This window comes from Paenibacillus glycinis (assembly GCF_009909185.1).
In the GTDB taxonomy this organism is placed as follows: Bacteria; Bacillota; Bacilli; order Paenibacillales; family Paenibacillaceae; genus Paenibacillus_Z; species Paenibacillus_Z glycinis.
This window is the reverse complement of sequence record NZ_JAAAMV010000004.1, coordinates 57312-70280: the sequence shown is the minus strand read 5'-3', so window position 1 is coordinate 70280 and position 12969 is coordinate 57312. Positions and strand designations below refer to the sequence as shown.

The 12969-nt window shown below is 57.9% G+C and carries 15 protein-coding genes; 10 read left to right on the top strand and 5 right to left on the bottom strand.

The window, feature by feature from the left end; all coding sequences use genetic code 11:
* Window position 1: 1 nt before the first annotated feature.
* A complete protein-coding gene (locus GT019_RS09335) occupies window positions 2-1333 on the bottom strand; it encodes a spore germination protein (protein WP_161742880.1) in 1332 nt (443 codons plus the stop codon).
* A 75-nt stretch (window positions 1334-1408) separates the two neighbouring features.
* Between GT019_RS09335 and GT019_RS32650 the strand changes: the two genes are divergently transcribed.
* The 10 genes from GT019_RS32650 (at window position 1409) to GT019_RS09285 (ending at window position 9527) form a co-directional block, all read left to right on the top strand.
* The gene (locus GT019_RS32650) at window positions 1409-1756 is read left to right on the top strand and encodes a histidine phosphatase family protein (protein ID WP_407945073.1); all 348 of its coding nucleotides are present in this window, start codon (window positions 1409-1411) and stop codon (window positions 1754-1756) included.
* Window positions 1639-2133 carry a GNAT family N-acetyltransferase gene (locus GT019_RS09325; RefSeq protein ID WP_407945072.1) on the top strand — a complete coding sequence of 165 codons (495 nt, stop codon included), beginning with the start codon at window positions 1639-1641 and terminating at the stop codon, window positions 2131-2133. The genes GT019_RS32650 and GT019_RS09325 overlap by 118 nt, the downstream gene beginning before the upstream one ends.
* 124 nt (window positions 2134-2257) lie before the next feature.
* On the top strand, window positions 2258-2710 hold the full coding sequence (locus GT019_RS09320) for a hypothetical protein (RefSeq protein WP_161742877.1): 453 nt from the start codon (window positions 2258-2260) through the stop codon (window positions 2708-2710).
* Window positions 2711-2914: 204 nt separating this feature from the next.
* Window positions 2915-3805: an NAD-dependent epimerase/dehydratase family protein gene (locus tag GT019_RS09315; RefSeq protein WP_161742876.1), complete on the top strand. Its 891-nt coding sequence runs from the start codon at window positions 2915-2917 to the stop codon at window positions 3803-3805.
* A complete protein-coding gene (infC, locus tag GT019_RS09310) occupies window positions 3802-4296 on the top strand; it encodes a translation initiation factor IF-3 (RefSeq protein WP_161742875.1) in 495 nt (164 codons plus the stop codon). Before GT019_RS09315 ends, infC begins: the two co-directional genes overlap by 4 nt.
* A 165-nt stretch (window positions 4297-4461) precedes the next feature.
* Complete coding sequence (locus GT019_RS09305) at window positions 4462-5139, top strand: FadR/GntR family transcriptional regulator (protein WP_161742874.1); 678 nt, start codon at window positions 4462-4464, stop codon at window positions 5137-5139.
* A 100-nt stretch (window positions 5140-5239) separates the two neighbouring features.
* A complete protein-coding gene (locus GT019_RS09300; RefSeq protein WP_161742873.1) occupies window positions 5240-6562 on the top strand; it encodes an ABC transporter substrate-binding protein in 1323 nt (440 codons plus the stop codon).
* A 72-nt stretch (window positions 6563-6634) separates the two neighbouring features.
* Window positions 6635-7516, top strand: coding sequence for a carbohydrate ABC transporter permease (locus GT019_RS09295; protein ID WP_161742872.1), 882 nt, complete (start codon window positions 6635-6637; stop codon window positions 7514-7516).
* Window positions 7516-8340 carry a carbohydrate ABC transporter permease gene (locus tag GT019_RS09290; RefSeq protein WP_161742871.1) on the top strand — a complete coding sequence of 275 codons (825 nt, stop codon included), beginning with the start codon at window positions 7516-7518 and terminating at the stop codon, window positions 8338-8340. The genes GT019_RS09295 and GT019_RS09290 overlap by 1 nt, the downstream gene beginning before the upstream one ends.
* Complete coding sequence (locus GT019_RS09285; protein ID WP_161742870.1) at window positions 8337-9527, top strand: trans-sulfuration enzyme family protein; 1191 nt, start codon at window positions 8337-8339, stop codon at window positions 9525-9527. The genes GT019_RS09290 and GT019_RS09285 overlap by 4 nt, the downstream gene beginning before the upstream one ends.
* Window positions 9528-9594: 67 nt before the next feature.
* Here the strand turns inward: GT019_RS09285 and GT019_RS09280 are convergent, their stop codons facing one another.
* From GT019_RS09280 to GT019_RS09265, 4 genes are all read right to left on the bottom strand, one after another.
* Entirely contained in the window at window positions 9595-9870 is a 276-nt protein-coding gene (locus tag GT019_RS09280) for a hypothetical protein (RefSeq protein WP_161742869.1), read from the bottom strand.
* 110 nt (window positions 9871-9980) lie between these two features.
* On the bottom strand, window positions 9981-10937 hold the full coding sequence (locus tag GT019_RS09275) for a hypothetical protein (protein WP_161742868.1): 957 nt from the start codon (window positions 10935-10937) through the stop codon (window positions 9981-9983).
* Window positions 10938-10957: 20 nt separating this feature from the next.
* Entirely contained in the window at window positions 10958-11956 is a 999-nt protein-coding gene (locus GT019_RS09270; RefSeq protein WP_161742867.1) for a BtrH N-terminal domain-containing protein, read from the bottom strand.
* Between the two features lie 9 nt (window positions 11957-11965).
* Window positions 11966-12892, bottom strand: a complete 927-nt coding sequence (locus tag GT019_RS09265; RefSeq protein WP_161742866.1) for a helix-turn-helix transcriptional regulator — start codon at window positions 12890-12892, stop codon at window positions 11966-11968.
* Between the last annotated feature and the right edge of the window lie 77 nt (window positions 12893-12969).

Here is a 12969-nt window from a genome sequence, read left to right as displayed (position 1 = left end):
CTCAGTCACCTTTGGGCTTTGTTGATTGCAGATAGGGCAGGTTGAACGTTTTAAACCCGGCATGATACGAGCAGAGAACCACGAGTCCCGACATGAGGCCCAGTACGCCGAAAGCGGCGGCAAGAAACAAAAGCAGATACTTGAACACCCGAAGCGATTGCGAATTCTGGATGCCGACGACCGTTGCGCTCGAGATGGTGATGACGGCCAATACGATAATGAGCAGGTTGCTGACGAGCTTCGCGGATACGGCTGCCTGCCCCAGCACGATGCCCCCGACCATCGTGACGGTCGGTCCGATGCTGGATGGCAGCCGGATAATGGCCTCCATCAGCAGCTCCAGAACGATTAATAACAGCAGCGTTTCCACGATTGCCGGATAGGGCACGTCCAATCGGCTTTTGGCAATCGAGTGCGCAAGCTCGAACCTAAGCACGTCCGGATTGACGGATACGAGCGCGACATACAAACCCGGGGCGATGAGCGTGGTGAGGATGCCGAACAGGCGCAGCAGGCGCAGCAGGACGGTGTAGATGGGCGTCAGATTATTATCGTCCTCGGACATGTACAAATCCGCGAAAAGGCTCGGCAGCACGAGCGCGAACGGGACCCGTTCGATGAAGAGCACGGCCCTGCCGTTCCTCAGGGCTCGCATGGCGGATTGCGGCATCTCGGTCGTATGGTAATGGGTAATCAAATTAAAGGAAGACAGGCCTAGCACTTTCGTGAAATCCTGCAGGTTGTTCACTTCCAGATGCAGCCTCGATTCGATGGCCTCGATTAACGTTTGCAGGAACGCGGGATCTATGGCGCCCTTCAGGTAGGACACGGTCACGCGGTTTTTGACGGTGCTCCCGAACATATAGGTCTTGAGCTGGAGGTCGTCCGCGTTCGTATATTTTCGAAGCAGGCCGACGTTCGTTTCCATGCTCTCGTTGAAAGCGCTGTTCGAACCCGAAATGCTGTTTTCGGTCAGAGGCGCCGAGATCGAACGGCTGAGCGTCTGCGGCACCGGAATCAGGCTGACGCAGGTTTCGGAGTTCTCATGAACGACGAGCAGCATGCCGAGCTGAATCTCGGTGACGAGCTTTTCGAAGACGTGGGACGAGCAGTCATCTCCCAGTCCGACGACGACGTCCCGCATGTCGTGGTCGGCCAGATCGTCGACCTGGATCAGATCCCGGATCATGGAGATCGTCTGAGGGAAGTCGATCAGCGTTTTCAATCCCATCACCGCGATGACTTCATTTCCGAGGTGGATTTGGCGCAGTATGAAATCGTTGTCGTGCACGAAATGACGCTGCAGCTCGGCCGCGATAGACAATGAATACACGCTCCATCCTGATTCTGCCATGTTGTTAGGCGATATTATTCCAAAAAAGGGTATAAATATGCGGAAGGGGAGTTTATTCGAGGCGACCGGGATATCCCGTTGATCGAAGACGAGGCGCTCATGAAAGCGAGCCTTGGCGTCTGGGAAGGCATATCGCAGGAGGAAGCCAAGTCGCTGAATCCGGCGCAGGTCGAATTATTTTGGCAGGATCCCGAAGCACCCGGAGCCGCCCGAATCGATGGCGGATTAACGGGCAGCTCTAACCCGCAAGCAAGGGAGGACGCATGGACATTCAACTCAAGCAAGTGGAAAGCGAAGCGCTCAAGGCGATATGGAAGGCTTCGTTCGAAGCCCGGCATATCTTGCGGGAGGACGAATATTACGATCGGTGTTTGCTTGAGAATATATCCGGACTCCGCATGACGCTGCTGGCTTTCGCCGACGGGCAAGTCGCGGGCTGCGCGCATTTGAAGTACGAGTCCGGTTATCCGCATTTCAGGAACAGGCACATTCCGGAGATCAACGACCTGCTTGTATTTCCCGCGTTTCGAAAGCACGGCGTCGCCAACCGGCTCATGGAGGAATTCGAGACGATCGTCAACCGGCATCATAACCATATCGGGATCGGCGTGGGGCTGTACAAGGATTACGGCGCCGCCCAGCGCATCTATTGCCGGAGAGGCTACATTCCGGACGGGCACGGCGTGATGTATCAAGACAATGAGGTGAAGCCGGGAGACATGGTGCGGGTCGACGACGAGCTGGTGCTGTATTTCGTGAAGGAACTGGATTATGATTGACCGGGGCATTCCGGATCCGGAGACCGAGGTTCGCCGCATTAATGAAGTACCTGCGCTTGGCCGATAAGAAGGTCAGAGTCCGGTCATTCGAGATATCCCGCGACCACCGAGAGGAGCAGCCGTCTTGCAGAAGCCAAAGCGCATCATCGTCATCTTCTCCGTCGTGATTGCCGTCCTTGCCGTTATTCTGATCAATCGCGTCATCAAGCAAAATCGGACCGCGGCCGACTTGAACGTCCTGCAGCAAAGCATAGACGCGGCGTTCAGGACGCAGCTCAGCCTCGCGACGTCCAGCTTGGGCACGGATTTCGACGAGGATGAATCCAACTTCAACGCCTGCGTAGCGGCCGTCTCGGCCGCGGCCGCCTTGGCCGACCAGACGACCTACGAGTCGAGGAACGACCTGATCGACGTGGCGCTGAATCGTTTCAGCAAAATTTTGCTCAATCCCGAGAACAGGCAGACCGTCTCCCAGCACTCGCCCGAGCTGCGGAGCCTGTTCGTGAAACTGACCATGAATCCGGCCGACGTCGAGACGACGCGAACGTTGTCCGCTTTTATCGGCAACGTGAAGTAAGCCGGTTCGGCGTAAGTCGCGGGTTGTAATCGCCAGAGGAGCTGCCGGGGAGGCAGTTCCTTTTTCCTATGCCTATGTCCGAAGACCCTGGCGCGTCGGCGAATCTTAACACAAAACACAAATGGAAGGGCCGAAATGCGCTTTGCGCGGCGGAGCCGGATATGGCAAGATAGTAAAGCACATTGAACAAGGAGCGTGGAACGCATGCGTAAAATAATCGTGCTCGGCGGAACGAGGTTTTTCGGCAGGAAGCTGGTGGAACGGCTGCTCGCGGCCGGAGACGAAGTCGCCATACTGACCAGGGGCGGGCTGCCCAATCCGTTCGGAGACCGCGTGAAGCATATCCAGGCCGATCGGAAGGATGCGGCCGCGCTGCGCGAGGCGCTCGGCGACGAGAAGTACGACGTCGTCTACGACAACATCTGCTACCTGCCGCAGGAAGCGGAGGAAGCCGCGGAGCTGTTCGCGGGCCGCGCCGGCAAATACGTGGTAACGTCGTCGCTCAGCGTATATCCCTACGGCGGCGCGGGCAAGACGGAAGCAATGTTCGACGCGCGGGGCTACAAGCTGCCAAGCCCTTATCCGGCGGACATCGATTATAGCGAAGGCAAGCGGCTCGTAGAGGCCGTGCTGCTGCAGAAGGCCCCGTTCCCGGTCGCCGCGGCGCGGTTCCCGATCGTGCTCGGCACGGAGGATTATACCCGGCGGCTGCATTTTCACGTCGAGCATGTGCTGCAGGGACGGCCGATCGGCATGCCGGCTCCGGATGCTCCGATGTCGTTCATCTTGGCGGACGAAGCGGCGGAGTTCCTCGATTGGCTCGGCCGGTCCGCGGCCGAAGGGCCGTACAATGCGTGTTCGCGCGGAGAGATCTCGCCGGGCGGCGTCGTGCGGCTGATCGAAGAGGCGACCGGCAAGTCCGCAAACGTCGTGCCGGAAGCGGACGGGGAGGATCAGTCGCCGTTCGGCATTCCGGCGCCTTGGTACATGGATACGGCGAAGGCGCAGGCCGAAGGCTTCGCGTTCCGGGAATTAAGCGACTGGCTGCCTCGGCTGATCGACCGGCTCGCGCAGGAGGAGCGTACGTCCCCATGATCGTGAACGAACAGATCAAAGCGTCGGAGGTGCAGCTGACGGGCATCGAGGGGGAGGATCTCGGCATCGTGTCCCGCAGCGAAGCGCTCGCGCTTGCCAAGCGGCACGACGTCGACTTGGTGTGCCTATCCTTGATGAGCAGTCCGCCGCCCTGCCGGCTCGTCAGCCGCAGCGCCGCGAAGCAGGACATGAACGCGCGAAAGCGGGACGAGAAGCGCAAGGAGCAGCCGCTGAAGACGAAGGAGATCCGCCTGACGCCGCATATCGAAGAGCATGACTACGAGACGAAATTGCGCCAGGTGGAGAAGCTCCTGGAGACCGGCCATGCCGTGGAGCTGACGGTGCGCGTGCAGGGCAAGGAAGGCCAGCAGGCGAAGGCGCTGCTGGAACGGCTGCTTGCCGATCTCAAGGGACGCGGAGCCAAGGAAACGGGCATTCAAGTCAGCGGCAAGGGCGCGGCCGTAAAGGTCGTCCCGACGCCATCGCCATAAGGCGGCAGGCGGCCGTCGTGCACGGATGCCGCAGCTATAGGAAACTTCAGCCCTCGGATGGTTGAAGTTTCCTTACATGTTATGGCAGTATTTGTTGACTTTTAAGAATCGCTAAATTACTATAAACCTGTCAGATAGGATGCTAGGAAGAGGAGGGCAGGAACCATGCGCAAAATTCAGAAGATTCTCGTGCACGAGCAAGTCTCGCAAGAGATTCAAAACTATATTCAAGAGAAGGAAATGTCGGATGGCGACAAGCTTCCTTCGGTCGAAGAGATGACGCATATGTTCGGCGTAGGCCGTTCGTCGCTGCGCGAGGCGCTGCGTTCCCTCGAAGCCTTGGATATCATACAAGTCGAGAACGGCAAAGGGATTTTCGTCCGCGACGTGAATACCTTCCGTTTCATGGGCAAAGTGAAGATCGAGCAGGAACGCAATTTCCTCCTGGATACGCTGGAGGTGCGCAGGGCGCTCGAGGGGCAGGCCGTCCGGCTGGCGTCCAAGCGGATCAACGACAACCAGATCGCGGAAATCGAGGCTTGCCTGGAGGAGTACCGGAGACAGAAGGAAGCCGGCGACGATACGTCGCGGATCGATCTGGCGTTTCACCGCGCGATCATCAAAGCGACCGGCAACCAGGTGCTCGAGAGCGTGCTGGATTCGTTTTCCGTCATGTACGAGCGATTTTTCAACGAGCCGCTCGGCGACAAGCAGCTGTTCGACGACACGTATCCCTTTCATATTACAATGTTCGATGCAATTAAAGCCCATCAGACGGAAATCGCCATGCAGGAATTCTATAAAATGATGGATTGTATCGAAAATAAGCTGAAAAGTGTCTAATATGCGAAGGTTTTTATTGACAGAACTATAACGCTTTCATATAATCAAACCTATCAGACAGGATGACTGTATGATACATCTGGATAGGGGGAAGATCAATATGACAAGGCGTAAAAAGTATTCGGCTTTACTGCTATGCGGTGCTTTGTCTGCCGGACTTTTGGCGGGCTGCGGCAGCAACAATGACTCATCCGCCGGCGACAACGGCGCCGGCGACGAACAAGTCACGCTTCGAATGATTGAAAGTTTGACCAGTCCCAAGCGGACGGAGCTGCTTCAGGCTTCCATCGACAAATTCGAAACTGCAAACCCGAACATCAAAGTGGAATTGATCTCGCCCCCGTTTGACCAAGCCGACAACAAAATCAGAACGATGCTTGGCGCCAAGGAAGATCTGGATGTCGTCGAAGTGCGCGATTTGACCGTAGCGGAATTCGTGAACAACGGGTTTATCGAGCCGCTGAACGATTATGCCGACAAATGGTCGGATTACTCGACGGTCAGCGCGATCTCGAAGTCGCTCGGCTCCGTCGGGGACAAGCTGTACTTCGTCCCGAACGGTCTCTACGAGCGCCAGCTGTTCTACCGCGCGGACTGGTTCAAGGAGAAAGGTTTGAACCCGCCGGCAACGTGGGACGAGCTGTACGAAACGGCCAAGAAACTAACGGATCCATCCAAGAACCGCTACGGCTTCTCGTTCCGCGGGGGCGCAGGCTCCAACGGCACGACGGACGCGATGGTGCTGGCTTACAACGGCGACAACGTGAATCTCGAAGATTCCATGTTCACCAAGGACGGCAAAACCATCTTCTCGACGCCGGAAGCCAAGGCTTCGATGGAACTCTACCTCAAATTATATAAAGACGCTTCGCCGCCTGACTCCGTCAACTGGGGCTTCCAAGAACAGGTGCAGGCGTTCACTTCCGGCGTAACCGGCATGCTGCTGCAGGATCCGGACGTTATCCAATCGCTGCAGGAGAAAATGGCCGAAGGCACATGGGCAACGGCGCCGCTGCAAGCGGGACCGACCGGCAAAGCGCTGCTCGCGGCAGGCGGAGCAGGCTGGGGCATGGCGGCCAACTCCGAGCACAAAGAAGAGGCTTGGAAGCTGATCTCGTTCCTGTCGAGCCCGGCCGAAAACACCGAATTCTCGAAAGCCTACGGCTTGATTCCGATTCATACGTCGGCAGCCGAAGACGAATTCTTCAAAACCGGCCCTTACAAAACGCTGCTCGACATGTCGAACGCGCCGGACAAATTCGTGAACTTCAAACCGCCTTTCGAATATCCGGGCACCGGCCAATGGGGCCAAGTGGAAATGGAATCGGGTCAAGCGCTGCTGCTCGGCCAAGCTTCCCTGGACGATACGCTGAAGAAATGGGACGAGTATTGGACGGATCAGAAGTCCAAGTTGGGCAAGTAACGTCGGTCGATCGATTCGGGAAGGGCGGCTCAAGCCGCCCTTCCTACATTCCAGAAGCAAGGCGGTGCGAATATGAAAAATCAAAAGATCTTTATACTATCGGGGCTGATCCCCGCCTTGTTATTAGTATTGGCATTCACGTATTATCCCTTCCTGAGAGGGATCATCATGGCGTTCCAGGATTATAAGCTGTTCGACCTTCGTCATGTCCGGTTTGTCGGATTCGATAATTTCAAGGCGGCCTTCCATGATCCCAAGTTTCTCGTCGCGCTCAAGAACAGCGGGTACTGGGTATTCTTCTCGCTGATTTTTCAATTCGTGCTCGGCCTGTCGCTGGCGCTTCTCTTGAAGAAGCCGTTCAGGGGCAGAGGCATTTTTCAAGGCTTCGCATTCTATTCCTGGGCCTTGTCCGGCTTCCTGATCGGGATGATCTGGAAGTGGATGTTCAACTCGCAAATCGGCGTCATCAACGATCTCCTGCTTCGCGTCGGCATCATTCACGAACGGATCGGATTCCTCTCGAATCCGAAGTGGGCGATGACGTCCGTCATTATTGCCAATGTCTGGTACGGCATCGCTTTCTTTGCCATCATGCTGCTCGCGGCGCTCCAATCCGTGCCGTCGGAGCTGTACGAGGCGGCCGACATGGACGGCGCGACGGGCATTCGCAAGCTGTGGAACGTGACGCTTCCATATATTCTGCCGACCATCATCGCCACGACGCTGCTGCGGGCGATCTGGATTTTCAACGATCCGACGATCATCTACGGCTTGACCAACGGCGGTCCTGCCGGAAGCACGCATATTTTGTCCTCGCTTATGCTCGATAAGATCATTTATGCCGGCGATTACGGGGCGGCTTCGGCGATCGGCGTCATCATGATCGTGCTGCTGTTGTTGTATACGATCTTCTTCCTCACCGTCACCAAGGCCGAGAAAGTAGGTGACTTCTAATGACGGGATTGCAAAAGACGCTCAAGGTCGTATTTCTGGGACTGTACCTGCTGGTCATGGTATTCCCGCTGTATTGGATCGTCATCACGTCGCTCAAGCCGCAGAAGGATATCTTCTCCTTCCCGCTCCGGTATTGGCCGCAGAAGTTCACGATGGACAACTACGTGAACATCTTCAAAATCTCGAAATTCCACATCTATATCGGAAACAGCTTGATCGTGGCGATCATCGCGGCGCTGATCGTGCTCGTCATCTCGGTGCTGAGCGCCTACGTGCTGGCGCGGTTCAAATTCCGCGGCCACAGCCAAATCATGCTGGCGTTCTTCTTGACCCAGATGCTGCCGGGCTTCATCGCGCTGGCGCCGCTGTACCTGATGATGAGCAAGATGGACCTGTTGAACACGCGGTTCTCGCTCGTGCTTATGTATACCGTCGGGCTGATTCCGTTCTCGACGATCATGCTGCGCGGCTTCTTCCAGCGAATTCCGTCCAGCCTGGAGGAAGCGGCGATGATCGACGGCTGCTCGCGCTGGTCGGCCCTGCTGCGGGTCATCATTCCCGTCATGCTGCCGGGGATCGCGTCGACGTTCATCTTCGCTTTCGTGCAAAACTGGAACGAGCTGTTCCTCGCGGTCATGTTCATCGATAACGATGCCTTGAAGACGCTGCCCGTCGCGATGAACTCGTTCATCCTGAAATTCGACGTCGACTGGGGCGCCATGTCGGCCGGAGCGGTGCTATCCATCATTCCGACCATCGTCATCTTTGCGTTCGCCCAGCGTTTCATTGTAGAAGGTTTAACACAAGGAGCCGAAAAAGGATGAGCAACACGGACAACAACCAACCAGACCGCAAGCGCGGCAACATCGAGAAGCAATTTACCAAAACGGCTTACGATCCGATCGATACCCGGCATCAAGGCGCGATCCACGTGCCGGTCTACCAGAACAGCCTGTTCGCCTTCGAGACGTACGAGGCGTTCAGCGACGCGGTCAAGCAGCCGATGCACAATCACGTTTATTCCCGGGGAAATAACCCGACCGTGGAATACCTCGAGAACAAGCTGGCGGACCTGGAAGCGGCCGAAGCGGCAAAATGCTTCGCCTCCGGCATGGGCGCGATCACCGCGGCCATCATGTCCTTCGTCGCGCAGGGCGACCACATCGTCTGCGTGGACCAAGCATATGGACCGACCAAGGAATTCCTGTCCGTATACCTCAGCCGCTTCGGCGTGGAGACGACGTTCGTCGACGGCCGGCTCCTCGAGAACATTCGCGAGGCCGTGAAGCCGAACACGAAGCTGATCTACCTGGAAAGCCCGACGACGATGTTTTTCGAGCTGCAAAACCTGCGCGAATGCGCGGAATACGCGCGGAGCATCGGGATTCACACGATGATCGACAATACGTGGGCGACGCCGATCTATCAGAACCCGCTTGCCCATGGCGTCGATCTGGTCGTGCATTCCATCACGAAGTATATCGCCGGACACAGCGACTGCGTCGGCGGGGTCGTCCTCGGCTCGCGGGAGCTCGTCGACCGTATCGGCAACAACGAATACATGCTGTTCGGCGCAATCATGACGCCGCAGGCCGCGGCCCTCATATCCAAAGGACTGCGAACGCTGCCGCTTCGGATGCAGCGGCACGAGACGAGCGGCTTGACCGTCGCGGAGCATGTCCGCACGCTGCCGTTCGTGCATCGCGTGAATCATCCCGGCCTGCCGAACCATCCGCAGCACGAGCTGGCCGCCAGCCAGATGTCGGGTTACAGCAGCTTGTTCTCCTTCATTACGCAGGTGCCGATCGAGACGATGAAGGCTTGGGCGGACAAGCTGAAGTATTTCAAAATCGGCGTCAGCTGGGGCGGGTTCGAAAGCCTCGTCACCGTGAATCCGGCAGGCAAGCAGCAGGAGGACGGCAGTCTCGTCAGGCTGTACATCGGCCTTGAAAGCCCGCAGGACCTGATGGCGGATATCGACCAAGCGTCGGAATCGCTCTCCCTGCTGTAAAGCAGCGCATGCGAAAATCGCCCCTTCCCGGCCGATAGGCCGAGAAGGGGCGATTTTTTGTGATCCATCAATAGGAGTGCCGGTCATAACGCGATTGCTGATTCGACAGCGCGCGATGATCGTACTCGTCCGGCTCGCGCTCGAGCTCGTCGGCTTCGCCATGCCCGCTCCTGCTGCTGCCGTCGAAGGCATGCTGCACGTTATCGACGAATTCCCCGACCGCGTCGCTGACCATATCGAGGGGGCCGGAGTCTTCGTGATCCTTCGGCGTATTGATGCCTGCCGCGGTGTTCGAGGTTTCATTGTATCTCTCGTCGTAGTCGTCGCGATTTTTCTTCTTCATGGGTGCGCACCGCCTTTCTGCTTGATATGGAGGACAGTACCAGGCGCATCGCTACTATATTACCCGATACGGGGAATTACAATCCGAAACGGGCCTCGCGATCGCGAAGGTCAGCGCAGGGCGATATCCTCGAACCGGTTCTGAATGCGTTCGCGCATGAGCGACTTCATGGAGGCGATAGCTTGGTCCTCCAGTGCCATGGCTTCTCGCAAGAGGCGAACGGCGCGGAGATCATCCCCCGCCGGCAAGCAGATCGACAGTCGGGCGAACAGGTTCGATACTTGCGCGTAGCAAGCGGCGATCGACTCGCATGCCGGCCAGATCATGGCCAGCCGGTCGGCGTAAGCGGAAATATCCCGCTTTGCGGCTGCATACCGGGTGATCAAACTCGCCGCCTCATGACGACGGTATACTCCGCCGTCTATGCATGCAATAAACGCTGCATAAGCTTGTTTGCCGCAGGCGTAGGCGTGCTCCGGGAGCATCGGGTCATGGGTTTCCCATTTGTAGATCGCCTGCATGAACGATTCCCGATAGATCTCCAGCTCGTCGACCGCCAGCTGCGCTTCGAGCGTCTGGTAATACCAATAAGGCGATGCGTTTCGTCCGAAATCGCCGTAAGGGAGACGGTGCAATTCCCCGTCCGGATCCGACCCGTCATCATAGAGGAGCGCGCCTTCTTCATCGTCGTAGCCGGCGGCGATCACGAAATCGTCCTTCCAGAAGACCGCGCCGATCCCGTCGTCGATGGATTGTTTGATCATGGCGACGGCATGCTTTTGGTATAAGGGAAACGTTGGGGCGAAGCTGAAGCCGGCCTTCGAGGAGGCGGTAACGCCGATGAAATCGGCCGCGAGAAAATGCTCGGCTACCCAGTTGTAGGCATGCCAGGAATCCGCGTTCAGCTCGCGGTCTACCGTGAACCGAAAGCCGCTCACGGTCATGCCTGCCAGCATCGCCTTGGATTGCCGGAACCAGCCGCGATGCGTCAAAATGCTATGCATCGCATCAATATAAGAAAGGGATTCGCGGGTCATCCGCAATCCGGTCAGCCGTGTGTTGCCCATGGTCCTCGGGCCTCCTGTCGTTAGCGAGGCGTATGGGCGCCCCACCGTGGGATCGTGGATCGTGTCGGATCCGGGTATTGCCCCGAGATGCGGCGAAAGACGGCCATTGCTTGTTCCTCCCACGTTTCGGCCTGCCGCATGACGCCGCATAACGCGGCGATGCGGGCGGGATCGATGCGCTTGCCGTCCGCTTCCGCCGTCCAACAATCGTGGACGGCCACTAGCTCGCCGCGCAGCTTCGCGTAGAGCGCGGCCGCTTCCTCCAAGCCCGGCAGCGCATGCTTGACGTCGTGCAAGTAATCCGCGATCTCGCCCCGCGTATACACGTAATCCCGCAGAATATAGGCGGCGCCGCGTTCGTCGTAATCCCCGCGTTCGAGTCCCTCCGCGAAGAAGGCGAAGGCCAGTTTGCCGGAAGCCAGCTCGGTATCGGGCAGCGTTTTATGAGGCGTTTCCCAGTCGCGCACGGCGAGCCGAAGCGATTCCAACGCCGCATCCGCGAGCTCGATCTCCACGCGCTCCCCGAACGCTTGGCAGTACCAGAATGACGTGAAATTCAAGCCGAAATTATCGTACAATACGACGCTATTGTCCGCATTCCAGCCATCTTGCACGTAGAAAACCTCGTCGTCGTCGTCGTATCCGCAGATGACCCCGAACTCGGGTATCCAGTAAATGACGCCGATCCCCGCATCGAGGGATTTCTTCGCCCAGCTCACCGCGTCGCGCTGATAATGCGGAAACGTGGGATGGCGCGTGCGTCCGGCATCCGAGATCGTGAATAGCCCGAGATTCTCGACGGCGGGCTCATGCTCGTTGCCCCACTGTCCGTAAGCCGAGACGGAGAGGGGGAGGAGCCTGCGGTGTACCGTGAATTTGAACGCCATCGCGCTCAAGCCGGCGAGCATATACTTCGGGCCGTCGAACAGTCCGGCTGCCGTCAGGATGGCATGGAGGCTGTCCACGTAGGATTTGGATTGGCGTTTCATTCGAATCGTGTCCAGCATGATGCGTGACATGAGCGGCATTCACTCCTCTCTGGTTCCGTGCAGTCGCTCGAGGATGCCGCTGCAGGTTCGCTCCAATTTCTCGCGGAGCCATTTGGGCGCGAGCAGCGCTTCCCAAGCGTCGCCGGCGATCCATAGCTGCTGAAGGAAGGCGTCCGCGTCATGGAATTCCACGATCGCCACAAGGGGCTCGGGGAAGCCGCGCACGCGGTAACCCTGCCAAGTCGAACCGTCGGCCGGCGCGCCCAGCTTGAGCTTGGCGGTGAACGGCTTCTTGGCGGTTCCGGCGCCGCTGCCGCCGCTCCATTCCAGCGCTTCCAGGCCGGCAGGATCGAACCGCGCGGAAGTCGCCGTCAGGCTCACGATGCAATCCAACCGGAACAGGCGCTGCCGCTGCCGCGTCGCGGAATACGCGTCCACGTAATCGCAGTTATGGCGGGAGACCAGCTTTAGCGGCCAGATCGCGTGCGTTTCGGCTTCCGGACCTTCCTTGTACGTCATCGTGACGACGGCATGACCGGCAGCCGCGGCGTTCAGCCGTTCCATATGATCCATCATGCGGGGGTTCATGTCGAAGACCGGCAAGCGCAGCTCCGGGGCTTCCGGAGCCTCCGGGGTGAAGCGGTCGAGCAGATCGGCGATCCGCTTGGCCGCCGTCGCGCCGTCGTAATCGTACTGCCTGTAACGGCGGGCCAGATAGTTCAAAATCTTCTTCTCTTCATCGGTCATATACAGCAGCGGAAGCGCGTATGTTTTATCCTCGTAGCAATAACCGCGGTACTTCGCAACATAGAGCAGGGGGGCTGATAAGGAATAGGCCAAGTATTCGATATCGCGCTGCGCCTGGCGCTTGGATATTTCGAACCGCTGCGCCAGCATGGAGCTGTTCGGATAGCTGCCTTCTCTGACCTGACCGTCGAACCACCGGATCCGGTGAAGGTTGCTCATTGGATCACCCCTATTTTTGCAAACGCATTCTGGTTACGACTTATTACAACATTGCGCTTCGCGCGAGGCAAGCGGAT